The sequence below is a fragment of the Halomonas sp. SCS19 genome, assembly GCF_040147015.1.
Taxonomy (GTDB): Bacteria; Pseudomonadota; Gammaproteobacteria; order Pseudomonadales; family Halomonadaceae; genus Halomonas; species Halomonas litopenaei.
Genome location: NZ_JAMSHN010000001.1, coordinates 2,160,402 through 2,186,640, shown reverse-complemented (window position 1 = coordinate 2,186,640; position 26,239 = coordinate 2,160,402). Strand labels below are relative to the sequence as shown.

The window sequence follows — 26,239 nt, the reverse complement described above, 5'->3', positions numbered from 1 at the left end:
CGCTCAATAATTCGGCCCTGGCCGTCGGTTGAAGGGGTCAGCCGTTCAACGACAGCAGGCTGTTGGCCTTCTGGGCGTTCTCGTCGGCGGTGCTGATCATCTTGGTCTGCAGCTCGTAGCGCCGCGCCACATCGATCATCGCCACCATGGACTCCACCGGATTGACGTTGCTGCCCTCCAGCGCCCCGCTGACCACCCGTACCTGGTCGGAGGCCGCCAGCGCAGCAGGCTCGCCATTCTCACCGATGGAGCGAAATAGACCGTCGCCGCCACGGGTCAGCTCGCCGGGCTGCGGCTCGACCAGCTTGAGCCGGCCGATCTCGGCCAGGGCGTCGGGGTCCTGGCCCATGCCGATGGCGCTGATGGTGCCGTCGGCGCCGAGGAACAGCTCGGCCTCCAGCGGCACCTGGATCGGCCCACCCTCGCCGATCACCGGGCGCCCCACCGAGGTCAGCAGGCCGTTGCCGTCCACCTGCAGGTCGCCGCGACGGGTATAGGCCTCGCTGCCGTCGTCGCTTTCCACCGCGAAGAAGCCGTCACCGTCGATGGCCACGTCCAGGGTGCGACCGGTACGGGTGATGGCTCCGGGGGAAAAGTCCGCCCCCGGGGTCGAGGCGGCGGTGGACACCCGGGTGTCGAGACGCGCCTCGCCCTCGACCGGCACCGCGCGCATGGCGTGAAGCTGGGCGCGAAAGCCCGTGGTCGAGGCGTTGGCCAGGTTGTGGCTGACCACCGACTGCTGCTCCATGGTCTGGCGTGCGCCGCTCATGGCGGTGTAGAGCATGCGATCCATCTACGACTCCCCTGGAAGGTGTGAGAGGCCGCCGCCCGAGGCAGCGGCCGGCGTGGTCATCAGCGCAGGTTGATGGCGGTCTGCAGCACTTCGTCCTGGGTCTTGATGGTCTGCGAATTGGCCTGGTAGGCGCGCTGGGTGACGATCATGCTGACCAGCTCCTTGGCCATGTCGACGTTGGAGGTCTCGATGGCGCCGGACTGGATGCCGCCCAGCAGGCCGGTACCCGGGGCACCGACCAGCTCCTGGCCGGAGGCGTCGGTGGCGGCCCAGGTGTTGTCACCGGCGGGTGACAGGCCCTCGGGGTTGCGGAAGCTGGCCAGGGCGATCTGGCCGGCCGGGCGGGTCTGCTCGTTGGAGTAGCTGCGCACCACGGTGCCGTCACTGTCGATGCTGATACCGACCAGGGCGCCGGAGGTGTAGCCGTTCTGGTTGAGTGCGGTGGTGCTGGCGTTATTGCCGAACTGGGTGGAGCCGGAGATATCGAAGTCCAGCGTCATGTCATTGGCAGCGCCATTGAAGTAGTCGGCCGAGGCAAAGGTGACCGGAAACTTGCCATCAGCAGGGGTGACCAGTTGACCATTGGTGTCAAACTCCATGGAGAGGGTCTGCGCTGCGACAGGTGTCGCGGTCTCGTCCATCAACACCTTGCCATCCATCGCCATGGTGCCGGTCCAGGTCTTCGCGCCCGTCTTCTCGTAGTAGACGGTGACATTGCGCGGGTTACCCAGCGAGTCGTAGGCGGTGAAGTTGTTGGAGTAGTGGTAGTCGACCTCGACGCCGGTGGAGCCGTCGGAGCCCGCCAGGGTGACGCTGTTGAGGTCTTCGTCGACGACCTTGCGCGAGTCCAGGTTGAAGGTGGTGGACACCTCGGTGGTGGCGCTGGCCGGCATCTCGTCGGCCTCGATCTGCAGCACCTCGGGCTGGCCGCCCACCTGGACCGCACCGGCGGCGTTGACGCCGTAACCCATGATGCGCGCGCCCTGGGCGTTCTGCAGGTAGCCGTCCGGGGTCATGGTCAGCTGGCCGTTGCGGCTGTAGACCACCTGGCCGTTCTGTTCCATGCGGAAGAAGCCGTCACCGCTGATGCCCAGATCCAGCGGACGGTTGGTGGACTCCAGGTTGCCGCCGCTGAAGTCCTGCAGCACGGTGGAGACCTTGGTACCCAGGCCGATCTGGGAGTTGGCGAAGACGTCGGCGAACTGCGCACTACCGCTCTTGTAGCCCACGGTCTGGGAGTTGGCGATATTGTTGCCCAGCACGTCCAGGCTATCGGCGGCGGCGTTCAGACCACTCAGCGCTTGTGAAAAACCCATGTCACTCTCCTTATACGTTTCCCTGCGTCGATGACCCGACGGTCATCCTGCGTTCGCTACAGAATCTGGCGGATATCGCTCAGCGCCACCTGCCCGTAGACAGCACCCAGATCGAGTTGCACCTGGCCGCTGTCATCCGCCGGGGACACCCCGCCGACCTGGGCGTAGTTGAGCGCGGTCACCGCAAGCTCCTCGCCCTCGACACCGGTGGCCTCGATGCTGACGTGATAGGCACCTTCGGGGGCCGCCACGCCTTCACCTGTCATGCCGTCCCACTGGAACGACTCGGTCCCGGCGGAGGCCGGGCCCAGGTTGTAGCTGTTGATGACCTCACCGGACTCGTTGGTGATGGTCACCTTGACCTCGGCGGCGGGGCTTTCCAGCTCGACGCCAAAGGGCGTGGAGACCGGCGCGCCTTCATCGTTGTGGGCCATGACGATGCGATCCCCCGGCACCAGCACGCCCTTGCCGATCAGCCCGGTGGCCTGCAGCGCCTGGCCGGCGTTGATCTGGCCGGTGATCGACGACATGGTCTCGTTGAGAGACTCGATGCCGGAAACCGTGTTGATCTGGGCCAACTGCGAGGTCATCTCGCTGTTGTCCATGGGATTGAGCGGATCCTGGTTCTGCAGCTGGGTCACCAGCATGGTCATGAAGTTGTCGCCGAGCTCGTCGGACGCCTGCTTGGAGCTGGCCTGAGCGGTGGCGGCGTTGACCGATTGGTAAACGCTTGCATCGATGGTGTTGGCCATGGGATCAGCCCTCGCCCAGGGTCAGGGTCTTGAGCATCAGCTGCTTGCTGGTGTTCATGACCTCGACGTTGGCTTGATAGGAGCGGGAGGCGGAGATCATGTTGACCATCTCGCCCACCGGGTCGACGTTGGGCATCGCCACGTAGCCGGCGTCATCGGCCAGCGGGTGCTCGGGACGATACTCCTGGCGCAGCGGCGAGGGGTCCTCGACCACCTCGCGCACACCGACACCACCGATGCCGTCACTGGCGGCACGGGACTCGAACACCGCCTGGCGGGCGCGGTAGGCCTCGCCGTCGGGGCCGGCCACGCTGTCGGCGTTGGCCATATTGCTGGCGGTGACGTTCATGCGCTGGGCCTGGGCAGACATCGCCGAGGCGGAGATATCGAAGATCGAAAACATCGACATGGGGCGCTCTCCCTGCTTGGAAACTGAGATGGACCGGGCTTACTGCTCGGGCTGCATGGCCTGCTTGAGGCCCTGGATGCGACTGTTGAGGATCGTCAGCGCGGCCTGGTAACGCACCGAGTTGTCGGTGAAGGCGGCCCGCTCGCGGTCCATGTCCACGGTGTTGCCGTCGAGGCTGGCCTGCTCCGGTACGCGGTACTTGAGCTCGCTGCCGCCAAGCGACATCGCCTGGCCATGACCCGACAGGTGGTGACTGGACGTCCGCGCCAGGGCCAGACCAGGCTGATTCGCCCCCTTGGTCGCGGCTTCCAGGGCCTGGGAAAAGTCCATGTCGCGTGCCTTGTAGCCGGGGGTATCGGCATTGGCGATATTGCTGGCCAGGACCTTCTGGCGTTCCTGTCTAAGCGACAGGGCCTGCTGGTGAAAAGCGAGCGAGGCCTCGAGCTGATCGATCATCCCGGTGCGCTCCGTAAGCAAGGGAACAAAGAGACAAGGGGTTCGACGATGAAGAATACCCAGGCCCCTGTCTGCACAAAGCCGTGAACAGCCCCCATTTCCACGCCCATTTCAGACCATGCGTCGATGCCGGCTTCTCTACACTGGTGTGCCATGGCCCTTGAATGGCCAGGCAAGCGCCCTTGAAAGGCCAGGAAAGCGCCCTTCAAACGGCCCCGGGCGCTAAAGATCGCACCGACCACCGGTATCCCGATGTCTCGATCCTCATCTCTTGTACAAGCCACTGCTTCCCTGTCCTGGGTCATCGCCCGGGCGGCGCTGGTGCTGTGTGTCAGCACAGGCTTTGCCGCCAGCACCGCCCAGGCCAGCGGCCAGGCGGTCGATGACGGCGGTGTCGATGCGGGCACCGGGGAAGCGCTGACACGGGTAGAGAGCTTTCTGTTCGAGCAGGCCCTGGCCGACGGCGCCCGGCCGGGCGATCTGGAGATTCAGGTATTCCCGCCGGCGGCGAGCCTGGCTGACTGCCGCCAGCCCGAACCCTTCCTGCCCCGGGCGGGGAGCCGACTGGCCGGACGCGTCTCGGTGGGGCTTCGCTGCGAGGGAGAGCGGCATCGCAGCCGCTATCTGCAGGCCGAAATCACCCGACTGGGCGAGCGACTGGTGGCGGCGCGGGACATCGCCCCCGGCGAGCGCCTGAGCGCGGACATGCTGACCAGCGAGCGCTTCGACGTAAGCCGTCTGCCGTCCCAGGCGCTGACCGATCCACAAGCGGCCATCGGTCAGATCGCACGACGCGGGATTCGCCAGGGTCAAGCGCTGTCGGCCCATCAGCTGACATCACCCAAGCTGGTGAGACGCGGCGAGCAGGTCGCGGTGGAAGCCAGTGGCCGGGGCTTTCGCATCAGCCGCCAGGGCGAGGCGCTGGAGGCCGGCGGCCTCGGCGATATCGTGCGGGTAAGGGTGGATCGGCGCCAGATCCTCGACGCCCGGGTGGTGGAACACGGCCGGCTGGCGGTAACCTACTAGGACGTTGATGAAAAGTGCCTGCGCTCGGTAATACGGCGTTAAAAACCGGCTGGTGCGCCAGCCCTAAAGTTCTTGTTCTTGCGGCCGATGATGTACATAGACGCAGACATTCGGATCAACGGCGACAGCCAGCGCCTGGTCCCATCGCCATTCTCGTGAGGCCTTGCCCGTGAAGATCGATTCGCAACATCCTCTGACCCGCCCCGCCCAAAGCGAGGGGCCGCAGCACAGCGACAAGCTCCAGCAAAGCGAGACGCAAAAAACCGCTGGCGCCGGTGTCGAAGCCGGTGCCCAGGCCCACCTGAGCCGCCCGGCGGCGGATACCAGCCAGGACATCGACAGCGCCCGGGTCGAACAGATTCGTGACGCCATCCGCGAGGGTCGCCTGGAAATCCATCCCGAACGCATCGCCGACGGCCTGATCGACAGCGTCCGCGACATGCTCGGCGATGGCTCAGAGGGCTCGCAGTCGTGAGTCTTGCCCGACTGCTCGACCAGCAGCGTGAGCGACTCGCCGAGCTGCTGGCCCTGCTGGGCGAGGAACAGGAGTGCCTGGTTCAGGGCCAGGTCGACAGCGAGGCGCTGGTGGCGCTCGCCGGCCAGAAGTCCGAGATCCAGCAAAGGCTTGCCGAGACGGAAGCCCGCCGCCATCAGGTACAGTGCCGACTGGGCTACCCCGATGACCGCGAGGGCACCCTGCAAGCCGCCCGTGACGCCGGCTGCGAAGCCGCCTGGCAGACCACCATGGCACTCGCCAGGGAAGTCTCCCGCGCCAATCTGCGCTGTGGCGAACTGCTGGCCCTGCGCATGGAGCACAACCAGCGCATGCTCGACCAGATCCACCGCATCGCCAACGCCAGCGTCTACCAGCCCGACGGCCGCACCCGGCTGCAGCCCTCTCGGCTCAACGTCTCGGCCTGATTTCCTGGTTCAAGGTCTTGGCTCGCAGCTTGGGCTCTTAATATCTCGGCCTGACGCCTCCTCTCGGAAACACCTGCCCGGCTCTGCCACCTTGGCGGCATCAATGGCTGGCTCAGATCGCTATCGCGGGATGCGCGCCGGAGGCCGCCCAGCCCACCAGGGCCTCGCTTTCCAGCGGCGCACCGACAAGACGCCCCTGAATCCGGACAAGCCCCAGCGCCTTGATGGTATCGAGCTGTTCGGCGGTCTCGACCCCCACCGCCACCGCGACGAACTCCAGCGCCTCGAGGCAGCGCATCAGCGCCGCCACGCTCTGGCGCATGCTGGTGGAGGGATCGGCCAGGGTCTTGAGGGTCTCCGGCCCCAGCTTGCCCAGGGTCACCGGCAGCGAGGCCATGCCGAACAGGTCCACCGGGGAGCGGCCCAGCCCATCGACGCCGAGCCGCACGCCCAAAGCGACGATACGCCTTAACAGGTGGGACTGGCGGTGGCCCACCTCGAACAACCCCGCGCCATCCACCTCCAGGCACAACCAGTCGAGGCACTCGTGGCGATAGTGGCCGCCCGCCTCCTTCTGGGCACCCGCCTCCCCCTTCGCGCCAGACTCGCATAGCTGGCGCAGGTAGAGATCCAGGGCGCGGCCATCGAAGCCGGCCTGATCCAGCAGGCGGTGGTGAATGTTCACCGAGATATCCCAGTCACCCAGCTCGGAGCCGGCCTCGCGCCAGCGCCGGCGCTGGGCCACGACTTCCTTTAGCACCCAGCGATCTAGCCGGTCGACCAGCTGCATATCGGCAGCGAGCGCGACAAATTCTGCCGGCGCCACCTCGCCACGCTGGGGATGGCGCCAGCGCACCAGCGCCTCGAGCCCGCAGCAGCGCCGGGTGAGCAGATCGAACTGGGGCTGATACACCAGGAAGAACTGCTGATCGGGGAACATCAGCGCTTCCTGCAGCTCGTGACGGAAGCGCTGCTGGCGCTCCATCAGACGCTGCAGGCTGCCGTCGTAGAAGGCGAAACCTCCGGGCACGGCCTCTTCCAGCGCCTTTTCGGCGTGGGCCAGCAGCTCGCCGGTTTCCTCGCCGTCTTCCGGACACAGGACGATGCCGATGCGCGGCTCGATCAAGGCGGGCTGATAGCCGGGCAGGGTAAAGGGGGGTTCCAGCGCTTCGAGGCAGCGGTCGGCCACCAGTTGCATGGTCTCCGGCGTGACCGGATGCTCGAGCAGCACCCCCCAGCGTTCGCGATCGATCTGCACCACGCTGTCTTCCCGGCGCAGCACGTTGACCAGTCGGCGTCCGGCCCGGCGCGACACCCGCGACGCCATCTCGCCACCATGGTCCACCAGGATGCGCGACAGGCCGTGCAGCTCGACCAGCATCACGCCGAGGCGCTGACCAAGACGGTCGGCGCGATCGAAAGCGTGGGACAGGCGGTCCTCGAAGATCCAGGTACTGGCCACGTTGCCGATATCGGCATGGCGGCGATCCAGTACCGCGTCGGCGTCGGCGTCGAGATCGACGAAGGTGACCAGCCACATCAGCGGATCGGTGCCGCTGTCCAGAGACGCATCGGCGCCTCGGTCGAAGGCCACGCAGGACATCAGCCCCAGCCGGGCGCTGGCGCTGTCATCCACCGCAAGCCAGGCCTGCTGCCAGTCCTCGCCGGGTGACAGGGTATGGTAGCTGCCCCGCTCCCCCAGCAGATTGACGAAGGGGCGAAACAGCTCGTTGAGATTGCGGCCCTGCAGCTCGCCACCGGTGGGACAGGCCAACTCCGTCAGCGCAGTGTTGGCCCATAAAAGGCGGTCGTTGGCATCGATCAGCGCCAGCCCCACCGGGGCGCGGTCAAGCACCAGCCCCGCCACCACCGATGGATGCCGGGCGACCTTGCCGGCGGAAGCCGCCTGCAACAGCGTCGTCGGGCCCAAGCCCGCTGATCGATCCTTAGCCATGAGCCCTGCCCAGATAGAGGTAAGCGGTGCGCATTACCTAATATAACCACTATCGGCTAGGCCGGCGTACTCTTGAGGACCGACATGAACGTTTTTCACATGAACAGGACTAGCGCGGACGCAGGCGCAGGGCGTCCATGCCACCATCCACCGGCAGACAGACCCCCACCGTCGAGCGATTGGCGGGATCGGCCAGATAGGCCACCGCCTGAGCCACCTCGGCGGCGGCGACCAGCCGTCCGTGGGGCTGGCGGGCCTCCAGCGCGGCACGCTCGGCCTCGGGATCAGGCGCCTGCGCAAGCAAGCGGCCGATCCAGGGGGTATCCGCGGTGCCGGGCGAGACACAGTTGACCCGAATGCCCTGTTGCAGGTGGTCGGCCGCCATGGCTCTGGTCAAGGCCAGCACGGCGCCCTTGGTCGCCGAGTACAGGGCCCTTTGCTGAATCCCCGCGGTGGCGGCGATGGACGCCATATTGACGATGGCGGCGGCGTCCGACTCGCGCAGATGAGGCAGCGCCGCCCGAGACACCCGCGCCATGCCGGCGACGTTGACCTCCCAGGCGCGCGCCCACTCCTCGTCCGGGTTGCCCGCGACGTCGCCCTGGGCGCCGATGCCCGCGTTGTTGACCACGATGTCGATACGCCCCAGCGCACTGGCGACCGCCGTTACCGCGCGCTCTACCTGCTCGCTGCTGGCGACATCGCACGCTTCCCAGTGGTGTTGATTGGCGGGATCTTCGCGATCCAGTACGGCGACGCGGGCGCCCTCACTGGCCAGGCACTCGGCGATCGCCGCACCGATGCCCGAGGCGCCACCGGTGACGATGGCCACCCGTCCTTCGAATCGAGCTGTCATGGATTAGCCCTCCCAGGCACGAAATGTCTGACGCTGGCGGCCCAGGCCGTCGATCTCCACCTCGACCACGTCGCCCGGCTTGAGGTAGTCGAAGCGCCCCGAGACCGCTACCCCTTCGGGGGTTCCGGTAGAGATGACGTCGCCGGGCTCGAGCTGCATGTACTGCGACAGATCGCGTACGATCTCGGCGCAGCCGAAGATCATGTCCGAGGTGCGGGAGTCCTGGCGTGGCTCGCCGTTGACCCAGGAGCGCAGGCCCACATCGGCGGGATCGAAGGCGTCGGCGGTCACGATCCAGGGGCCCAGCGGCATATAGCCCGGGCTGCACTTGCCCTTGCTCCACTGGCCGCCGGAGACCTCGAGCTGGAACTTGCGCTCCGACAGGTCGTTGGCGAGCACATAGCCGCCAATATGACTGGCCGCTTCCTCCAGCGAGTCGCAGTAGCTGGCGGTGCTGCCGATCACGATGGCGAGCTCGACCTCCCAATCGGTCTTTTCCGAACCGCGCGCGATGGTGACGGTATCGTCGGGGCCGGCGACGGTGTTGGGCGTCTTGAAGAAGACGATGGGTTGCTTCGGCGGCTCGGCGCCGGACTCGGCGGCGTGGGCGGCGTAGTTCTGACCGATGCAGATCACCGAGCCCACCGCCGCCACCGGCGAGCCGTGGCGTACCTCGTCGGCAAGCTCGACGGCGGTCAGCCGCCCGGCGTCCAGCAGCTGGCGAAGATGCGCCACGCCGTTGTCCTTCCAGAAGCCTGGCCCGAAGTCGCCCACCGGCGAGGCGTCGTAGAGCACGCCTTCAACTTCGACCAGCGGCATCTCGTTACCCATCGTTCCACGGCGCAACAGCTTCATGTGTTCTCCTTCAGCAGGCCTCGCGCCTGCAGTTCGTTCCAGAAGGCCTCGGGGATATCGCACGAGGCCAGTGCATGATTTCGCTTCACCTGCTCAGGCGAGCGCATTCCGGCCATGACGTTGACCACGGCCGGGTGGCGCCACGGAAAGGCCAGCGCCGCCGCCGGCAGGCTGACGCCGTGGGCTCGCGCCACCGCGGCGAGTTCGCGGGCACGTTCGAGCACCGCCTCTGGTGCCTGGCCGTACTCGTACCAGGCGTCGGCGGGAGGCTCGTCACGCGCCAGCAGGCCCGAATTGAAGGCGCCGACGGCGACCACACCGACCTGGCGTTCGAGACAGGCGCTCATCAGTCCTGTCTGTTCCTGCTCCAGCAGGGTGTAGCGACCGGCCAGCATGATCAGGTCTGGCCTTGCCTGATCGACGAAGCGCTTGAGCATGCCGGCGTCCTTGGAGCCCACGCCCCAGGCCGCGATCCTGCCCTGCTCGCGCAGGCGTTCGAGCTCGGGGACGGCCCCCGCCAGGGCTTCCTCGAAGCGATCCGTGGGCTCTTCCGGGTCATGGATCCAGAGGATGTCCACCGACGCCATGTCGAGGCGCGCAAGCGAGGCCTCCAGGCTCTGCCTGACGCCCTCGGCGGTGTAGTCACGCCGCCGGGTCAGGTCATCGGCCACGTGGAAACCGTTGGCCTCGTCGCTGCCCTGGGGGGAAGGGTTGGGCTCCAGCAGGCGCCCCACCTTGGTGGAGATGACGAAGTCGTCCGGCGAGCGTCCCTTGAGCGCCTTGCCCAGGCGCTGTTCGGACAGCCCGAGCCCATAGTGCGGGGCCGTGTCGTAAAACCGCAGCCCCAGCTCCCAGGCGGTGTCCACGGCGGCCAGGCAGTCCTGTTCGGGGGTGACCTTGCCCATGTTGCCGAACTGCGCCGCACCGACGCCGAGGCCCTCAAAGGCACGGCGCAGCTTGGGCGGCAGACGGCTGGCGATCGGCGATGTCGTCATCCGGCATCCCTCCTGTGATAGATGTTCAAGGCGTTGTCCTCGGCAACGGCCTGGCGCTTTTCTGCGGGCACCCGCGCCAGCACCCGCTCGCACCAGTCCTTCGGGTCCTGGCTGATCGGGCGGTCGCTGCCGAGCAGGCAGCGCTCGGCACCGAAGGTCTCAAGCGCCACGTCGACGATGTCCGCGGCGTGGCGCTCGAGCTCATCGGCGTCGCGGCACTCCGCCGGCAGCCCGGACAGCTTGCAGTGGACCCTGTCGAGTTCGGCCAGGCGCGCCAGATTACGCTGCCAGGCCTCTCGCGCGACGCCACCACGCGGGTTCGGCTTGCCCATATGGTCGAGCACCACCGTCAGCTCCGGCACCCGCTCGAGCAACGCCAGCAGGCGCGGCAGCTCCCGGTCCCTGACGCAGGCATCGAAGGGCAGGCCCCGGTCGGCCAGGCGCTTCAGGCCCTCGACCAGGGCCGCCGAGTCAAACAGCTCCCGGTCCTGCAGCAGGCGTCTGACGCCGACCACCTGAGGCACCTCGGCCAGACTCGCCAGCGCCTGCTCGGCCTGGGGAAGCTCCAGCGCGACGCTCGCCACCACGCCGTGGACCCGCCGGTCCTGCTGGGCCAGCGAGATCAGCCAGGCGGCTTCCTCGGCGGGGTCCGGGGCGTCGGCCTCGACCAGCACGTAGCGGCGGTCCTGGCCATCGGGAACCGGCGCCCGGGCGGGCAGGCCCGCATCGGCGAGCCAGGGAATCCGCACCGCACCGGTATCCCAGACGTGAAGGTGGGTATCGATCATCACGGAACGCCTATCGTCAGCAGAAAGTTGGAGTAGGGGCGGCACTCGCCGGTGGCCACCACCAGGCACACCTCGGGGCCGCGGCAGGCGTCATAGAAGGCCCAGCGATCCAGGCTCGACCAGGCGATCTGCTGGCCTCCCCCATGCCGGTGGTCGGCCAGCCGCTGGCGGCACTCGACCACGGATTCGGAGGCGCCGCCCTCGGCGTTGGCCATGTAGGTGACCTCTTCCAGGAATACCGCCTGGGCCAGCGTCTCCATCACCGACAGCACCGGCACCATGCCCTCGCACAGGTTGAGGTAGACCCGGCTCGCCGCTGGCGGCGCACCGGTCGAATGCGGGTAGAGGGCGTCGGCCACCAGCACCCTGGCGCCGTGTCCGGCGGCGGCCAGGCCCTCGAGCAAGGGCGGATTGAGCAATGGGCCGCGGATCATGCCGGCACCGCCTGGCGCCGACGGGTCCACTCGGTGCCGTTCGGCCAGGCCCAGGCCGCCAGCGTCTCGGCCTTGATCTCGGCGGAATACCCCGGCTCACGCGGCAATGTATAGGCGCCATCTCGCACGACGCAGGGGTCGACGAAGTGTTCGTGCAGGTGATCGACGAATTCGGCCACCCGACCGTCCACGGGCCCCGACACCGCGATGTGGTCGATCATCACCAGATGATTGACCAGCTCGCACAGCCCCACCCCGCCGGCGTGGGGGCAGACGGGCTTGCCGAACTTCCTGGCCATCAGCAGCACCGGGATGATCTCGTTGACGCTGGCAAGACGGCAGGAGTCGATCTGCACGTAGTCGACCGCGTTGGCCTGCAGCAACTGCTTGAACAGCACCCGGTTCATGCCGTGCTCGCCGGTGGCGACGCCGATGCCGAGCGGGCGCACGCCATCGCCGATGCTGCGATGCCCCAGCACGTCATCCGGGCTGGTGGGCTCCTCAATCCACAGAAGGTCGTGATGGGAAAGCGCCTCGACCCGCTCGATGGCCTCGGGCACCTCCCAGATCTGGTTGGCGTCGATCATCAGCGCCACATCGGGGCCGATCACCGAGCGGGCGATCCCCAGGCGACGCTCGTCGTCCTCGGGATTGGCGCCGACCTTGAGCTTGATATGGCGGTAGCCCTCGTCCATCGCTTCCAGACACAGGCGGGCCAGCTTCTCGTCCGAATAGCCGAGCCACCCCGCCGAGGTGGTGTAGCAGGGGAAGCCCTGCTCGCTCAGCTCGGCGATGCGCTCCTGCTGGAAGGGTCGCTGTTCCTTGAGCATCGCCACCGCCTCCTCGGCGCTCAGCACGTCACCCAGGTAGCTGAGATCGAGCTGCTCGACGAGCACCTCCGGCTCCATCTCGCAGACCAGACGCCACAGCGGCACTCCCGCATGCCGGGCCGCCAGGTCCCAGACGGCGTTCATCACCGCCGCCCGCGCCAGGTGTACCACCCCCTTGTCCGGGCCCAGCCAGCGAAGCTGTGAATCCGCGGCGAGTTCACGATAGATCGCCCCCGGGGACCGGCAGACCTCGGCCGCGTCGCGGCCGACCAGCGGCTGGGCGAGGGCCTCCATGGCCTGCAGGCAGATCTCGTTGCCGCGACCGATGGTAAAGGTGAAGCCACATCCATAGAGCGCGCTGTCGTCGGTGACCAGCCTGAGATAGGCCGCCGAGTAGTCGGCGTCCTTGTTGACCGCGTCGGAGCCGTCGCTGCTGTCCGAGGTGGGAAAACGCAGATCCACCAGTTCGATTGAGGTGATGACGGACACGTATCGTCCTCCAGATTCATCAGATGTATTAAAGTGCTGCCGAAGTTTTCGATAGAATGGCGGGATTCGATCACCCCTTCCGAGCCGGAGCCCCTGCCATGACGCCGCCTCCCCCATCCGCAAGCGACCAGCGCCGCCCTTCCCAGTACGAGGTGGTGGTGCAAGGCATCCAGGAGATGATCGTCTCCGGTGAAATCGCCTCCGGCGACCGCCTGCCCGTCGAGTCGATCCTCGCCACCCGCTTCGCTGTCTCGCGCAGCTCGCTGCGTGAAGGGGTCAGAGCGCTGGTCGCCATGGGCATCCTCGAGACTCGCCAGGGCTCCGGCACCACCGTTACCTCGCTGGACCCGGGGCTGCTGCTGAAGCCCCTGGAATTCTGGGCGGGCATCCAGGCCGGGACCTCATCCCGCGATTTACACAATGTGCGCCAGGCGCTGGAGGTGGAGGCCGCGGCGGTGGCGGCGCTGCGCCGAACCGATGACGACATCGAGCGCCTGAAGGCCGTACTGGCCGAGGCCGAGCCCGCCATCCAGGCGCTGGACCACGAAGGCGCCATGGCCGCCGACCTGGAGTTCCACCTCAGCCTGGCGAGGATTTCCCGCAACCCCGTGCTGGTCGCCCTGCTCGAGGCGCTGTCGCGGCCGACCCTGCGGATGCGGCTGTGGCAATCGATCCACCTCGGCGGTCGTATCGCCATCACCCACCAGGAACACCTGGCCATCCTCAATGCCGTTGTCGCCGGCGACCCCAGGGGCGCCCATGCCGCCATGCAGACTCACCTCGCTCAGGTCGCCGTGGTGCTGCGAGACACCCCCGATTCGCGTTAAGGCGCTGCCAGTACAAGAGACACCCGGCCAGAGCCCGTTCAAGAGACGTCTGATCAGACCAGATCACCCTCGTTGCTGGTCGCGGGCCGCGGATGACGCTGCACATAGACGCCGAAGGCCACGATCACCGCGAAGCACACCGCCACCACCAGGTAGCTGGTCTGGGCCGAGGTGATATCGATCAGCCAGCCCTGGGCCAGCGGCACCAGGGCGCCACCGACGATCGCCATCACAAGACCTGCGGCGCCGTACTTGGTGTCCTGCCCGAGCCCTTCCAGCGAGATGCCGTAGATGGTGGGGAACAGCAGCGAGATACAGGCGCTCAGCAGCACCAGGGCCACCGCGCCGAGCAGGTTGCCGCTGAATACCGCCACCAGCGACAGCGCGACGCCGAGCACGCACATCCCGGTCATCAGCTTGCGCGGGTCCACCCGACCCATGACACCGACCATGACGAAGCGCGACACCAGGAAGACCAGCAGGGAGGCCTGCAGCCAGTAGCCGGCCGCTTCGCTGCCGACGCCCAGCGCCTCGGTCACGTAGTGGATGGTGAAGGTCCAGGTGCAGGTCTGGGCGGCCACGTTGAAGAACTGCGCCACCACCCCGAAGGCGTAGCGACGGTTGCGCACCAGCCGGCCGAGACGACTTCCCGACAGCGCCACCGTCTCGCTCTTGCGGTCTGCCATCAGCGCCTCGTGGCGCGGCACCCGCACCATGGCGATGGCGATCGCGATCACCACATAAACCAGCGCCAGGGTGATGTAGGGGCCCATCACCGCCTGCAATTCCGCCGACTGCATCTCGGCCAGCGCCTCCTGGGTCAGCGAGGCGCGCTGCTCGGCGGTGGCCGGATTGACGTGGGGCAGGATAAACACCGCGGCCAGCAGCACCCCCAGGTTCGACCCCACCGGGTTGAAGGACTGGGCGAAATTCAGCCGCCGAGTGGCGTTCTCGCGCGGGCCCATCGCCATCACGTAGGGATTGGCGGAGGTTTCGAGGATCGACAGCCCCGCCGCCAGGGTGAACAGCGCCACCAGGAACATCGAGTAGGTCATCATCTGGGAGGCCGGCATGAACAGAAGCCCCCCGGTGGCCGCCAGCAAGAGGCCAATCAGCACGCCGCCCTTGTAGCCCAGGCGCGAATTGATCCAGGCCGCCGGGATCGCCAGGGCAAAATAGGCGCCGTAGTAGGCGAACTGCACCAGCGACGCCTGCAGCGCGCTCATCGAGAACACCGAGCCGAACACCGACACCAGGGGGTCGGTCAGATTGCCGGCGAGCCCCCAGGCGGCAAAGCAGGTGACGATAAGCACAAAGGGCAAGGTCATGCCCCTGTGCAGAAAAGAGGACTTTTCCGGCGCCGACTGTTGCTCAGCCGCCGCGGTAGAGGATGCATCCACAAGTGACTCCTTGACTGTATTTGTATGTGGTTATCGAGACAATTGATCAGATGAATTTAGCTAGTGAGGGAGAAGCTAGCCGAGGAGCCACGTGAATACAAGGAATGGCGAATAAGACAAACGTCTTAGGAGACTCGACAAAAAAAGATTCAAATCACTGTTTTATATGAACTTTTATCGCTACAACGTGGAGTGTAAAAAGCTCAAGGTGGGAGCAGCACCAGGGGCGTCAGGCGAATGGCTTAGGCATTGCTCACTGACCTTCGCAAGAGATAGATACGATGAATAGGTCAGCCCGGCTGCCTATCGCCACGATGGGCGCGAAAGAGGAGAGAAGTGAGGAGAGAAAGGAGAGAGAAAAGACAGGAGCGAGAGAAGACAGGGCCTGAGAAGAGAGAGCGAGATGAAGAGAGGCGAAAAGAGGAAGTGAGCGTGCAGAAGGAAGACGGAGGGTAGACAAAGGGTCGAGAGAAGGAAGAGAAGCAGGGATGCGGAGGCGTCACACTGGGACGGGGAAAGGCTCGAGGAGCGCAGACACTTTTCAGACAAGCCCTAAACTTTGTACGAAAAGCCGGCGAGCGATGGTTAGACAAGGCAAAAATCGTTGAGAAAGAGCAGTTTACGAGGTGTAAATGAGCATTTTGACCCGATTTTTAACGCCGTATTACCGAGCGCAGGCACTTTTCAGGCAAGTCGCAATGCCAGCTCCGCCTGCCCCAACATAGCCTGCCGATGAATATCGAGCAGATGACGGTAGTCCTCGCCCATGGCGTCCTGCATACCCGTCGCCTCAAAGCGTTCGATTAACTCACTCGCCCAGGCCACCACCTCCTGATACCGGGCAAGCGCATCCAACAGGGCCTTGTCGGAGACAGCCTCCACGGCGCTATCGACCAGGACATCGTCGACCAGGACATCCTGCGAAACGCTTAACGGGTTGGCGCTATTCATTGGTGGCTCCTGTCGTTGGAACTACCGCAGCCGGAACTGCTGTAGCAAGGTTGGCCGGGCCTATAAATGCCGACAGGCGCCAGAGGCGCCTGTCGGGGTTGGGTCGCAAAGGCGCGACCCGCTGAGGAGCACGTCAGCCGAGGGCTGACAACCCACCTAGCCTTAGCCCAGCAGGGACAGCACGGACTGCGGCACCTGATTGGCCTGCGCGAGGACGGAAGTACCGGCCTGCTGCAGAATCTGGGCGCGAGTCATGTTGGAGACTTCGTCAGCGTAGTCGGCATCTTCGATGCGTGAACGAGCGGCAGACAGGTTGGTCTCGGTAGTGCTCAGGTTAGTGATGGCAGAATCGAAGCGGTTCTGCACGGCACCCAACTCACTACGAAGGCTGTCGACCTGTTTCAGAGCATCATCGAGAGCTGCCAGCGGCTTGTCGGTGCCTTCTACGGCGATTTCATTTTCAAGATCAACTGCGTAACCATTGGTCGCATCGCCTGTCACAGCGAAGTTTGCAGTGACTGTCTCCCCGTCGCGCTGCACATCAACCTGTGCGTACTTTGTCTCGCCATCAATACCACCGAAGCGGACATTTGCCTGCTGAGTAGCACCTGCTGCGTCAGTGTAAGTAGCTGTATCGATGGAAACTGCACCTGTTCCATCTACACTTGCGGCGTACAAGTCCTCACCATCTTTCACTACATACTGTGATGAACCATCTTCCAGTTCTACTTGATAAACTTCTTGGCTGGCAGTAAGGCCGGAAGTATCAAGGTTCTTGGTCAGGTTGGTTTCTTCTGAGAGGGCCAGAGCAGGAGTCGACTCGCTGCTTACATCGACATTTACCGAGCCATCGTCGTTAATATCACTATCAGCAATAGCGTAGAAGCCATCCTGGAATCCAGCATCTGAACCTGTGACTTTGACGTATTTCTGCCCATCAGCATCTTGGTAAACAGTATCAGCTGTAACAGAGCCGGCTGCCAGTGTCTGTGATGAGCCGCCTCCCATGGTATTACCGCTTACGTCAGCTTGAGCCAGTTCTACGTCGGTGAGTTCACCTGTTGCTTCATCAAAAGTAACTGCATATTCCCCGTTCTGGTTCGCAGTAGCGGAACCTGAAACGGTAACGTAGTAACTTCCATCTGTACCTTTCTTAAGACTACTTGCATCAACTGACCCATCCCCATCTGTAGTGATACCACTCAGGTCCACCGTTGAGAGATCGAAGCCACTGGGACCAGTAGGCGTGCCGGTGTCTACCGAGCCAAGAACTTCTTCACCCAGCTCAACTTCAGCAGCCTTTTGAACGCTGAAAGATGAAAGGCCGAGAGTCTCAGCATTGATAGTCTGAAGATTGACAGAGATGCTCTCACCATCGTTAGCGCCGACCTGAATCGTCACACCTTCATTTGTGTTCAGTACTTCAACACCGTTGAAGTTGGTTTCTTTTGAGATGCGATCGATCTCGTCAAGACGCTGACCAATCTCATCCTGAATGGATGACAAATCATCTGCAGAGTTGGTGTCATTCTGCGCCTGAACGCTCAACTCACGAATACGCTGCAGGTTATCGTTAACCTGATTCAGTGCGCCTTCAGCAGTCTGGGCAACGGAGATACCGTCGTTGGCGTTACGCTGCGCCTGAGACAGACCGGTGATCTGCGCAGACATGCGGTTGGCGATGGCCTGACCGGCGGCATCATCCTTGGCGCTGTTGATGCGCAGGCCGGAGGACAGGCGCTCCATGGAGGTGGTCAGGGCGCTCTTGGACGCGTTGAGGTTCTGCTGACCAATCATGGAAGTGATATTGGTATTGATCACGGACATGGTGTCATCCTTCCTTAAAGGGTTAGGCTCCATTGGCGGACCGTCTTGGCCTGCCGCAACGGCGCCGTTGGCCGTTACCCTCTTTATCGGTGGCTCGTCGAAAAGCTTTAGCCCGACGTGAGAAATTTATTTTTGCCCTGTGCCCTCCGCCCCCTCCCCCCTCTCATGCCCCTGCTGTGCCTATTCGCTGACGCATCTTCTCTACGGTTGTCCCCCTAGCGCCCTTGCTGGACGCTGACTCTGGTAGTGGATGCTGACATCAGGGGCTAGCACTCGCGGGTGATTGAGGTATGTTGAAGACTGTTTTGGTGCCATTTCGAGCAAACGCGTCCAGGGATACCGGACCGACCGTCCAAAGGCGCCTTTGCCTCGGGCGGTAGACGCACCACGGTGGCCGCTATCAACGCTGTCGCCTGCCATGCTGTGAGGATGGCGAGTCTTCGTCATAGCGTCGGAAGGACAAGGAAATGAGCGCCCGGAAGCAGGGTCGCCAAGGGGGTCGTGGGTAGGATGCCGTTTAGACTGCGCGATGTGGCGGAAGATGCCTGGCTGCTGATGGCCTCCAGCGGACTGCTGATGGTCGGCGCTGCGGGTCTCGCCGCCTGGTTGATCCACCCGGTGGAACAGCCGCTGCTGGTGCCCGATGTGGCGCTGGCAAGCCTCGCTGGCGGCGGCGGCGTTCTGCTGCAGGTACTGCGCAGACCGCGTGGCCGCAGCGTCTGCGGCCTGATGATGCTGCTGCTGGCGCTGTACGCCATCGTCCATGACCTGGTCGCCAGCGGCCCTGCCGACGTGCAGTCGCTGCTGACCGGCGGCCCGCGCATGACCAGCTGGGCGGGCCTGACGATGCTGCCGGGCTGCGTGGCCCTGATGATCGGGGTGGAGCATCGCCAGGGCCCCTTCTGGTGGCGGTTGTCGGGGGGGCTGCTGCTGCTGATCGGCGCGATCTTTACCGTCTGGCTGGTGATTCCTGGCCAGGCACCTAAAGTCTGGGAGGTGACCCGCAGCACCTCGCCCATGGCGGTGTGTCTGCTCTACCTGATCGCCGGCCCGGCCTCGCTGGTGGCGGCCTCACGCCCGCCCAACCGCCCGCTGCACCTGCAACGCGCCAGCATCGCGGTGGCCTGTGCCGGGGTACTGCTCAGCAGCCTGGCCTGGCTGTCGCTCAACCATGTGCGCCAGAGCCACGTCCAGCAGGACGCCGCCAATACCCTAACCAACATCGAAGAGCGCGCACGCGGTCAGATGGCGCTACACCAGCGCTGGCTCGACCGCCTGGCCAACCGTGCCGGCGAGCAGACGACCGACGCCAATACCCTGGCCGACGTCATCACCTTCTATCTGCGAGACGTACAGAGCCTGGAGAGCCTGGCACTGTATCGCGGCGACCAGAGACTATGGCTGCGCTCACGGCGTGCTCAGGACAGCGTCTGCCGCCTGAGCGAGGCACTGCCCAGGCCGGCCCGCGGCGAACTACGGTTGGAGTTGCCCGACAACCCGCTGGCGACGTCGGCACGCATGGTCAGGACCCTGGCCGATGAGGATCTGCGCCTGGTCGCCTGCATCGATCTGCCCGGCACCCTGGCCCCCAGTAACCGCAGCGTTGCCGACCGCACCCTGCTGGCCGTCACCGACAGCCAGGGCGTCTGGTGGTGCGGTTTTGGCGAAGACACCTGGCAGGTCAAGGACCCGACCCTACCCAGACTGGCCGAGCAGACCCTGGAGCTGGACGGGCGTACCCTGACCCTGCGCGCGCTGCCAGGCCCGGACAGTGACTGGTGGCTGGCGGGCAGCCTGCCGGCGCTGATCACCCTGATCGGATTGATCATGTCCTACAGCCTGGCCATCAGCCTGTCGTTGATGCGCACCCTGCTGTGGCAGACCCAGAGCCTGGTGGCCGCCCAGGACCAGCTCGAAAGCTACCAGGGCATCCAGTCGATGATCGCCCGGGAGGCGCCACTGACCGAGACCCTGGAGGCCTGCTGCAGACTGTTCGAGGGCCACCTCCCCAATGCCATTGCCACCGTGCTGACGCTGGACCCCGGCGGCGAGACCCTGAGCCTGGCGGCGGGCCACAGCCTGCCATCGGAGATGGCACCGCTGCTCGCCAGAACCCCGGTGGGCGGCACCTTCGGCACCTGGGCCAGCGCCGCCGCGGCGAGGGCCCCCCGGGCCAGCGACGACATCACCGAGGACCCGGCCTGCGCCGGCGTGCACCCGCGTCTGCGCGACGGCGAGTTGAAGGCTTGCTGGGCCTACCCGGTCATCGCCAGCGATGAACGCCTGCTGGGGGTGGTCAGCCTGTTCTTTCGACACATGCCGGCACAACAGGCGGAGCACAGCCGACGTATCGAGCGTTGCCTGGAGCTGGTCGCCCTGGCGGTGGAACGCGACCAGGACCGCCAGGCGCTGTTCCAGAGCGAACAGCGCTACCGTTCGCTGTTCACCTACAACCCCGACGCCATCTACTCCCTCGACCACGAAGGCATCTTCGTCGCCGCCAACACCACCTGCTCGACCCTCACCGGGGTACCCCTGGGCGACATCCTGGGGCGGCACTACGAGGTGTTCGTCAAGGAATCGGATCGCTCCTGGGTGCGCGACGCGGTGCGCAAGACGCTCAAGGGCGAGGTAACCCGCTACACCCTGCCCATCACTACCCCCCTGGGCAGGCGGGTGATGGACATCACCAACCTGCCGATCATCATCGACGGCGACATCAGCGGTACCTTCGGCATCGCCAAGGACGTGACCGAGCGCCACGCCCAGGAGACCCAGCTGCGCATCCTGCAGCGCAGCGTCGAGGCCAGCATCAATGGCATCGTGATCGCCGATGCGCGCTCGCCGGAGCTGCCGATCATCTACGCCAACCCGGCCTTCATGCGCATGACCGGCTATCCGGAGGAAGAAGTGCTGGGGCGCAACTGTCGCTTCCTGCAGGGTGAGGAGAGCGATCCACAGGTGGTGGCACGTATTCGCCGCCAGCTGGCAAACCACAGCGAAGTCCGCGCCACCCTGCTCAACTACCGCAAGAACGGCGAGGCCTTCTGGAACGACCTCTACATCTCGCCGGTGATGGACACCGATGGCGAGGTCTCTCACTTCGTCGGCGTCCAGCACGACATCTCCGAGCACAAGGCCTACGAGGAAAGCCTGGCCTACCATGCCAGCCACGACGCCCTGACGGGCCTTGCCAATCGCGCCCTGTTCGAGGATCGTCTGCGCCACGATTTCGCCCTGGCCAAGCGCCAGTCCCACCACCTTGGCGTGCTGTTCATCGACCTGGACGAGTTCAAGCCGATCAATGACAGCCTCGGCCACGACGTCGGCGACAAGGTGTTGATCCAGGTCGCCCAGCGACTCACCGAGGCGCTCAGGCCCGGGGATACCGTGGCCCGCTTCGGCGGCGACGAGTTCGTGGTGCTGCTGCCGGACCTCGACGAGCCCGAGCAGGCGGTGACCCTGGCCGAACGTCTGCTGCCGAAGGTGGCCCAGGCCTACCGGGTCGGCGAGCATGAGCTGCACGTTACCGCCAGCATCGGGGTGGCGGTGTCCAGCGACGTCACCATCGAACCGATGCAGTTGCTGCAGCAGTCCGACATGGCCATGTACCAGGCCAAGCACCAGGGACGCAATGCGCTGCAGCACTTCAGCCAGGACATCACCTGGGGGGTAAACGAGCGGGTGGCGATGCGCCATGATCTGCAGGCCGCCATCGACGGTGAGCAGCTACGCCTGCACTACCAGCCGGTGTTCGACAACCACCGGGCGATCATCGGGGTCGAGGCGCTGTTGCGCTGGGAACATCCGGTACGCGGCCAGGTGCCGCCCCAGGACTTTATCGCCCTGGCCGAGGAGACCGGCCAGGTCATCGCCATCAACCACTGGGTGCTGACCCGCGCCTGCAGCGACCTGCAGCTCCTCAACGAGGCCGGCCTCGAGGGCCTGGCGGTGGCGGTCAACCTGTCGCCGCTGCAGTTCCGCCGGGCCAACTTCCTCGAGACCGTACGCGACACCCTGAACCAGACCGGGATCGAGGCCCACCAGCTCACCCTCGAGCTGACCGAGGGCATCCTGATGCACGACACCCCGAATGCCATCGAAACGCTGCAGTCGCTGCGCGACATGGGTGTCGAGGTGGCCATCGACGACTTCGGCACCGGCTTCTCGAGCCTTGGCTACCTCAAGCACCTGCCGGTCAGCACGGTGAAGATCGATCGCACCTTCGTCCAGGGACTGCCGGACAACCAGGAGGATGGCGCCATCCTTCAGGGGATCATCGCCATGGCCCACCACCTGGAGTTGATGGTGGTGGCCGAAGGCATCGAGCACGAGGCCCAGCACGAGTTCCTGCTGCAGCATCATTGCGACGCCTTCCAGGGCTTCCACCTGGCCCACCCCATGCCCTTCGAGCGCTTGACCCGCTTTCTCGGCGAGCATCGCCTGGCCAGCCAGCGCGACGCCATCGACCGCTCGCGGCGCAAGCGTCACTCCCAGGCCTGACAACGCTTGATCGGTGTCACGCCCCCGCCGAGTGTCTAGCCTGAACAAGGTTGTCAGCCTAAAGATCCGGCACATTCTGCCGATACTCCGAGACAACGTATGCTAGATGTCGTCGAGGAGTCCCGCTGGTGCCGGACCAACAAGAATTCGAGGAAGTACGCGCCCCCCAGGAAATCGCCAGGCTGCTGGACTGCTTGAGCGGCCCCCAGGGGGCCGCACTGGCGTGGGAGGAAGGCAATGGAACGCCGACACCGGTGCTGCTGATGGAGATTGCCCCGGGGGAGTCCATCACCCTGGACATCACCGCGGTGGAGGGGCTTCACCGCCAGCTTAAGCAGGGCAAGTCCTTTCGTCTGGTCGGCTACTGCGAGGGCATGATCACCCGCACTCCGGCGATCACGGCCGCCGACGGCGAGGTGACCACGGCGCCGGGCGAGGCGGCGCTGTCGCGGGAAGCCAGCCGCTCGCCCGGCCAAGGCGTTCCGCTGCGCCGGCTGTGGCGCTGCCCCTACCCGAACCAGCTGGAGCGGCTACAGCGCCGTCAGAGCTTTCGCGCGCGCCTGCGCCTGGGCATGGCCGCCGAGGCGGTGCTCAGAGACGGCGATAGCCAGGACTTGCACGGCGACCTGATCGATCTGTCGGTGGACGGCTGTCGCCTCGACCTCCCGCGCACCGCCGCTCCTGTGCTGACCAACAGAGAGCTGCCGGTGCCGCTGGAGCTGGGCTTTCCCGATGGTACCCGTCTGGCGCTCCAGGCCGTCGTGCAACATCATCGCTTCGACCCCGAACGGCGGCTGGTCGAGGCCGGCTTTCGCTTCATCGGCGTCGGGGCCCACCAGGATCGCACCCTGTGGAAGCTGGTACGCGAGGTCGAACGCGAGGCCGCGCGCATCGCCGAAGGGGTGGATTCCAGGCGTCCGCCATCGCCGCTGTTTCAGCCACCGGCAGGGCGCCGCGGCCCGCGCCTTGGCCGTCGCGAGGCGGAAGCCTACCCCACCGTCATGACCCAGCGGCTGTCCCGCGTAGCCGGCTACCTGCACGCCCAGGCGATGGAGCTGATTCAGGGCGGCTGCATCCACGGCCCGCGCCTGTCGCGCCAGGCCGACCACCTGCTGGCCCTGTACGACGAGGACCGCGACGGCGTGCTGTTCGCGCTGAGGTTCCTGACCCGCGAGTCCTGGCCGGTACGCCACGGCCTGTCGGTGGCGATCCTGTTGATCGATCTGCTGGAAGACAGCCTGCCCGGCGAGTTGCGCAAGTCCATCGTCGCCAGCGCCATGATTCATGACCTGGGAAAGGTGCTGCTGCCCGAGCCCCTGCGCCTGACGCCGACCTTCGGCGACGCCGAACGCAATCGTCTGATCCAGCACGTGGGCTGGCTGCGCGAGCGCCTCAGCCACTGCGCCTGGATCAACGCCTCGGTGTTCGAGGCCACCGCCTGCCAGATCAACGAGCGCCTCGACGGCAGCGGCTATCCCGCCGGCATCCGCGACGACGAGCTACGTGAGCTGGCCCGGGCCAGTGCCGTGGTCGACGCCATCGATGCCATGCGTGCCCAGCGCCCTGACCGTCCGCCTTGGCGTCTCGCGGCGATCTACCGCTACCTGCTCGACCACCCCGACAAGTTCGACACCAGCTGGGTCAAGCGCTTTATCCGGCGCTTCGGTCTGTACCCGATCGGCTCGCTGGTGCGCTTTGACGACGCCTCGCTCGGCTGGGTACTGGCGCTGGACGACCAGGGCCGGCCCTCGCGGGTACAGCGCATGGCCGGCAAGCCGCCCAGCCAGGTCCCGCGGGAGCCGCTGATCGGCCCGCTGGTGGAAGGCGAGACGCTGGCCGCGCTGGGCGAGATCCAGGCCGAGGTGATCATCGGCGCCTGAGGCTCAAGTCAAATGAGCAACCGCCGATAACCCGATATACCAAGCACAAGGACGCCTGTTCGAGCCACTGGCCTGCCGGCGTTCTGTCACACTGCCCCCATCACACAGGAAGGACGACATGGCCTCGATCTCATCGCTCGGCATCGGCTCCGGTCTCGACCTCAACGGGCTGCTCGATCAGCTCGAGGCGGCGGAGCAAAAGCAGCTGGAGCCCATCGTGGCCCAGCAGGCGAGCTATCAGGCCAAGATCTCCGCCTACGGCACCCTGGAAGGCGCGCTGAACAGCTTCCAGGAGGCGGTCGACAAGCTCGGCGACCCGGCGCTTTACCAGAGCCTGTCCAGCAGCGTCGAGGGCGAGGGTATCAGTGCCAGCGCCAGCGAACTGGCGAGCCCCGGCCGCTACGACGTCGAGGTGACCCGGCTGGCCCGAGCCCAGAGCCTGGCCAGCGACGGCTTCGACGCCAGGGACAGCGAGCTGGGCGCCGGCACCCTGAGCCTTACCGTGGGTGGCGAAGACGTCAGCATCAGCCTGAGCCAGGAAGACAGCACCCTGGAGGGACTGCGCGACGCCATCAATGACGCCGAGGCCGGCGTCAGCGCCTCGATCATCAATACCGGCGACGCCGACAACCCCTACCGTCTGGTGCTGTCGAGCGACAAGACCGGCGCCGAGGCGTCGATCAGCGCCGTGAGCTTCGTGCCGGATGACGCTGCCGATACCGAGCTGCAGGCCAAGCTGGCGTTCGACATCTCAAGCCCCGACCCCGACGACACCGGCGCCGGCATGCACCAGTCGGTGGCCGGTGAAGACGCGGCACTGACGGTCAACGGCATCGCCATCACCAGTGCCTCCAACAGCGTCGAGGGAGCCATCGAGGGCGTCGACCTGACCCTGACCGACGTCGGCGAGACCACGGTCAAGGTCGAGTACAACAACCTGGCCCTGCGTGAGGCGGTCAGCGGCTTCGTCGACAGCTACAACGAGCTCAAGGACACCATGGGCACGCTGACCAGCTTCGACGCCGAGAGCGGTGCCTCAGGCGAACTGCTTGGCGACGCCACCCTGCGCAGCATCGAATCGCGGCTGCGCGGCACCCTGTCCGGCGGCGTGGCCCAGGGTGACTTCCGCACCCTCAGCGATATCGGCATCACCCTGCAGCTCGACGGCACCCTTGAACTCGATGACGAGCGACTCGACGAGGTCATCTCCAGCGAGCGCGGCGACCTGGCCGACTTCTTTACCGGTGGCGAGGACGGGGTAGGTCTTGCCGACAGCCTCGACGACACCCTGGGCGCCATCCTCGATGACGGCGGCCTGCTCGACAATGCTACCAGCGGGCTCGAGACCCGCATGGAGAGCCTCGACCGCCAGTACGAGCGCACCGAGCAGAGCATCGATGCCACCGTGGAGCGCTACCGCAGCCAATTCGGGCAGCTGGACAGCATGATCGCCAGCATGAACCAGACCAGCAGCTACCTGACCCAGCAGTTCGATGCGCTGAACGCCCAGCTGAACCAATAGCCCTGAGCCCGCCAGACCCAGCCGAGGAGACAACCAATGACACAAGCACAGGCCACCTATGGCCGCGGCGCCGGCGCTTACGCCCGCATGGGGGTGGAGAGCGGCGTGATGTCGGCCAGCCCCCACCAGTTGATCGTGATGCTGTTCGACGGCGCCCAGGCGTCGATTCGCGCCGCCCGCCTGCACCTGGAAGACGGTAATATTCCGGCCAAGGGCGCCGCCATCTCCAAGGCACTGGATATCGTCAACAGCGGCCTGCGCGCGGTGCTGGACGGCGAGCAGGGCGGCGAGGTGGCACTGCAGCTCGACAGCCTCTATGACTACATAGCGCGCCGTCTGCTCGACGCCAACCTGCGCAACGACGCCAGTGGCCTCGACGAAGCCGAACGCCTGATCGAGGATATCGCCTCGGCCTGGCGCGAGATCGGCACCACCACCCACTCCTGAGCGCTTGA

General features: G+C 65.6%; 22 protein-coding genes and 2 pseudogenes. 8 read left to right on the top strand and 16 right to left on the bottom strand.

Annotation, left to right across the window (positions count from 1 at the left end; genetic code table 11):
* Nucleotides 1-37 precede the first annotated feature (37 nt).
* Genes flgF through flgB form a run of 5 tightly spaced genes read right to left on the bottom strand, consistent with a single transcriptional unit; the run spans nt 38 to nt 3,726 of the window.
* The gene (gene flgF, locus NFH97_RS09525; protein ID WP_045992587.1) at nt 38-793 is read right to left on the bottom strand and encodes a flagellar basal-body rod protein FlgF; all 756 of its coding nucleotides are present in this window, start codon (nt 791-793) and stop codon (nt 38-40) included.
* A gap of 59 nt (nt 794-852) precedes the next feature.
* Nucleotides 853-2,109, bottom strand: a complete 1,257-nt coding sequence (gene flgE / locus NFH97_RS09520) for a flagellar hook protein FlgE (RefSeq protein WP_222516310.1) — start codon at nt 2,107-2,109, stop codon at nt 853-855.
* Between the two features lie 56 nt (nt 2,110-2,165).
* Nucleotides 2,166-2,861, bottom strand: a complete 696-nt coding sequence (flgD, locus tag NFH97_RS09515) for a flagellar hook assembly protein FlgD (RefSeq protein ID WP_045992585.1) — start codon at nt 2,859-2,861, stop codon at nt 2,166-2,168.
* A gap of 4 nt (nt 2,862-2,865) precedes the next feature.
* Nucleotides 2,866-3,270: a flagellar basal body rod protein FlgC gene (gene flgC / locus NFH97_RS09510; RefSeq protein WP_045992584.1), complete on the bottom strand. Its 405-nt coding sequence runs from the start codon at nt 3,268-3,270 to the stop codon at nt 2,866-2,868.
* A 39-nt stretch (nt 3,271-3,309) separates the two neighbouring features.
* Complete coding sequence (flgB, locus tag NFH97_RS09505; protein WP_108132049.1) at nt 3,310-3,726, bottom strand: flagellar basal body rod protein FlgB; 417 nt, start codon at nt 3,724-3,726, stop codon at nt 3,310-3,312.
* A gap of 252 nt (nt 3,727-3,978) precedes the next feature.
* On the opposite strand from flgB, the gene flgA reads away from it, so the two are divergent.
* The 3 genes from flgA to flgN all read left to right on the top strand — a co-directional run bounded on the left by flgA (nt 3,979) and on the right by flgN (nt 5,673).
* The gene (gene flgA, locus NFH97_RS09500) at nt 3,979-4,752 is read left to right on the top strand and encodes a flagellar basal body P-ring formation chaperone FlgA (RefSeq protein ID WP_213230209.1); all 774 of its coding nucleotides are present in this window, start codon (nt 3,979-3,981) and stop codon (nt 4,750-4,752) included.
* Nucleotides 4,753-4,921: 169 nt separating this feature from the next.
* Entirely contained in the window at nt 4,922-5,227 is a 306-nt protein-coding gene (flgM, locus tag NFH97_RS09495) for a flagellar biosynthesis anti-sigma factor FlgM (RefSeq protein ID WP_349624737.1), read from the top strand.
* The gene (flgN, locus tag NFH97_RS09490) at nt 5,224-5,673 is read left to right on the top strand and encodes a flagellar protein FlgN (protein WP_287163782.1); all 450 of its coding nucleotides are present in this window, start codon (nt 5,224-5,226) and stop codon (nt 5,671-5,673) included. The genes flgM and flgN overlap by 4 nt, the downstream gene beginning before the upstream one ends.
* A gap of 112 nt (nt 5,674-5,785) precedes the next feature.
* Here the strand turns inward: flgN and NFH97_RS09485 are convergent, their stop codons facing one another.
* The 7 genes from NFH97_RS09485 to NFH97_RS09455 all read right to left on the bottom strand — a co-directional run bounded on the left by NFH97_RS09485 (nt 5,786) and on the right by NFH97_RS09455 (nt 12,874).
* Nucleotides 5,786-7,603 (bottom strand): EAL domain-containing protein, encoded by a 1,818-nt coding sequence (locus tag NFH97_RS09485; protein WP_349624736.1) that lies wholly within the window; start codon nt 7,601-7,603, stop codon nt 5,786-5,788.
* A 133-nt stretch (nt 7,604-7,736) separates the two neighbouring features.
* The gene (locus NFH97_RS09480; protein ID WP_045994754.1) at nt 7,737-8,483 is read right to left on the bottom strand and encodes an SDR family NAD(P)-dependent oxidoreductase; all 747 of its coding nucleotides are present in this window, start codon (nt 8,481-8,483) and stop codon (nt 7,737-7,739) included.
* A 3-nt stretch (nt 8,484-8,486) separates the two neighbouring features.
* Nucleotides 8,487-9,338 carry a fumarylacetoacetate hydrolase family protein gene (locus tag NFH97_RS09475; RefSeq protein ID WP_349624735.1) on the bottom strand — a complete coding sequence of 284 codons (852 nt, stop codon included), beginning with the start codon at nt 9,336-9,338 and terminating at the stop codon, nt 8,487-8,489.
* Complete coding sequence (locus NFH97_RS09470; RefSeq protein WP_349624734.1) at nt 9,335-10,333, bottom strand: aldo/keto reductase; 999 nt, start codon at nt 10,331-10,333, stop codon at nt 9,335-9,337. Before NFH97_RS09470 ends, NFH97_RS09475 begins: the two co-directional genes overlap by 4 nt.
* Nucleotides 10,330-11,121 carry an amidohydrolase family protein gene (locus NFH97_RS09465; RefSeq protein WP_349624733.1) on the bottom strand — a complete coding sequence of 264 codons (792 nt, stop codon included), beginning with the start codon at nt 11,119-11,121 and terminating at the stop codon, nt 10,330-10,332. Before NFH97_RS09465 ends, NFH97_RS09470 begins: the two co-directional genes overlap by 4 nt.
* Nucleotides 11,121-11,555 carry an RbsD/FucU domain-containing protein gene (locus NFH97_RS09460; protein ID WP_349624732.1) on the bottom strand — a complete coding sequence of 145 codons (435 nt, stop codon included), beginning with the start codon at nt 11,553-11,555 and terminating at the stop codon, nt 11,121-11,123. The genes NFH97_RS09465 and NFH97_RS09460 overlap by 1 nt, the downstream gene beginning before the upstream one ends.
* Nucleotides 11,552-12,874: an L-fuconate dehydratase gene (locus NFH97_RS09455; RefSeq protein ID WP_349624731.1), complete on the bottom strand. Its 1,323-nt coding sequence runs from the start codon at nt 12,872-12,874 to the stop codon at nt 11,552-11,554. Before NFH97_RS09455 ends, NFH97_RS09460 begins: the two co-directional genes overlap by 4 nt.
* A gap of 98 nt (nt 12,875-12,972) precedes the next feature.
* Here NFH97_RS09455 and NFH97_RS09450 point away from each other — a divergent pair, with 98 nt between their 5' ends.
* A complete protein-coding gene (locus NFH97_RS09450) occupies nt 12,973-13,701 on the top strand; it encodes a FadR/GntR family transcriptional regulator (RefSeq protein ID WP_349624730.1) in 729 nt (242 codons plus the stop codon).
* Between the two features lie 53 nt (nt 13,702-13,754).
* Here the strand turns inward: NFH97_RS09450 and fucP are convergent, their stop codons facing one another.
* From fucP to NFH97_RS21195, 4 genes and pseudogenes are all read right to left on the bottom strand, one after another.
* Entirely contained in the window at nt 13,755-15,101 is a 1,347-nt protein-coding gene (fucP, locus tag NFH97_RS09445; protein WP_349624729.1) for an L-fucose:H+ symporter permease, read from the bottom strand.
* A 684-nt stretch (nt 15,102-15,785) separates the two neighbouring features.
* Nucleotides 15,786-16,052 (bottom strand): hypothetical protein, encoded by a 267-nt coding sequence (locus tag NFH97_RS09440; RefSeq protein WP_349624728.1) that lies wholly within the window; start codon nt 16,050-16,052, stop codon nt 15,786-15,788.
* Nucleotides 16,053-16,214: 162 nt separating this feature from the next.
* Nucleotides 16,215-16,484 (bottom strand): annotated as a pseudogene (locus NFH97_RS21200) (flagellin); the annotation flags it as partial.
* A gap of 627 nt (nt 16,485-17,111) precedes the next feature.
* Nucleotides 17,112-17,849 (bottom strand): annotated as a pseudogene (locus NFH97_RS21195) (flagellin N-terminal helical domain-containing protein); the annotation flags it as partial.
* A 540-nt stretch (nt 17,850-18,389) separates the two neighbouring features.
* Here NFH97_RS21195 and NFH97_RS09430 point away from each other — a divergent pair.
* The 4 genes from NFH97_RS09430 to fliS all read left to right on the top strand — a co-directional run bounded on the left by NFH97_RS09430 (nt 18,390) and on the right by fliS (nt 26,231).
* A complete protein-coding gene (locus NFH97_RS09430; RefSeq protein ID WP_349624726.1) occupies nt 18,390-22,382 on the top strand; it encodes a sensor domain-containing phosphodiesterase in 3,993 nt (1,330 codons plus the stop codon).
* A gap of 128 nt (nt 22,383-22,510) precedes the next feature.
* Nucleotides 22,511-24,262, top strand: a complete 1,752-nt coding sequence (locus NFH97_RS09425; RefSeq protein ID WP_349624725.1) for a PilZ domain-containing protein — start codon at nt 22,511-22,513, stop codon at nt 24,260-24,262.
* A 118-nt stretch (nt 24,263-24,380) separates the two neighbouring features.
* On the top strand, nt 24,381-25,784 hold the full coding sequence (gene fliD / locus NFH97_RS09420) for a flagellar filament capping protein FliD (RefSeq protein WP_108132034.1): 1,404 nt from the start codon (nt 24,381-24,383) through the stop codon (nt 25,782-25,784).
* A gap of 36 nt (nt 25,785-25,820) precedes the next feature.
* On the top strand, nt 25,821-26,231 hold the full coding sequence (fliS, locus tag NFH97_RS09415) for a flagellar export chaperone FliS (protein ID WP_045994764.1): 411 nt from the start codon (nt 25,821-25,823) through the stop codon (nt 26,229-26,231).
* Nucleotides 26,232-26,239 lie beyond the last annotated feature (8 nt).

Bases quoted from the DNA above. Each gene is read 5' to 3' on its own strand.
- flgF (WP_045992587.1), bottom strand. From the start codon at position 793: ATGGATCGCATGCTCTACACCGCCATGAGCGGCGCACGCCAGACCATG.
- flgE (WP_222516310.1), bottom strand. From the start codon at position 2,109: ATGGGTTTTTCACAAGCGCTGAGTGGTCTGAACGCCGCCGCCGATAGC.
- flgD (WP_045992585.1), bottom strand. From the start codon at position 2,861: ATGGCCAACACCATCGATGCAAGCGTTTACCAATCGGTCAACGCCGCC.
- flgC (WP_045992584.1), bottom strand. From the start codon at position 3,270: ATGTCGATGTTTTCGATCTTCGATATCTCCGCCTCGGCGATGTCTGCC.
- flgB (WP_108132049.1), bottom strand. From the start codon at position 3,726: ATGATCGATCAGCTCGAGGCCTCGCTCGCTTTTCACCAGCAGGCCCTG.
- flgA (WP_213230209.1), top strand. From the start codon at position 3,979: ATGTCTCGATCCTCATCTCTTGTACAAGCCACTGCTTCCCTGTCCTGG.
- NFH97_RS09480 (WP_045994754.1), bottom strand. From the start codon at position 8,483: ATGACAGCTCGATTCGAAGGACGGGTGGCCATCGTCACCGGTGGCGCC.
- NFH97_RS09475 (WP_349624735.1), bottom strand. From the start codon at position 9,338: ATGAAGCTGTTGCGCCGTGGAACGATGGGTAACGAGATGCCGCTGGTC.
- NFH97_RS09470 (WP_349624734.1), bottom strand. From the start codon at position 10,333: ATGACGACATCGCCGATCGCCAGCCGTCTGCCGCCCAAGCTGCGCCGT.
- NFH97_RS09465 (WP_349624733.1), bottom strand. From the start codon at position 11,121: ATGATCGATACCCACCTTCACGTCTGGGATACCGGTGCGGTGCGGATT.
- NFH97_RS09460 (WP_349624732.1), bottom strand. From the start codon at position 11,555: ATGATCCGCGGCCCATTGCTCAATCCGCCCTTGCTCGAGGGCCTGGCC.
- NFH97_RS09450 (WP_349624730.1), top strand. From the start codon at position 12,973: ATGACGCCGCCTCCCCCATCCGCAAGCGACCAGCGCCGCCCTTCCCAG.
- NFH97_RS09440 (WP_349624728.1), bottom strand. From the start codon at position 16,052: ATGAATAGCGCCAACCCGTTAAGCGTTTCGCAGGATGTCCTGGTCGAC.
- NFH97_RS09430 (WP_349624726.1), top strand. From the start codon at position 18,390: ATGCCGTTTAGACTGCGCGATGTGGCGGAAGATGCCTGGCTGCTGATG.
- fliD (WP_108132034.1), top strand. From the start codon at position 24,381: ATGGCCTCGATCTCATCGCTCGGCATCGGCTCCGGTCTCGACCTCAAC.
- fliS (WP_045994764.1), top strand. From the start codon at position 25,821: ATGACACAAGCACAGGCCACCTATGGCCGCGGCGCCGGCGCTTACGCC.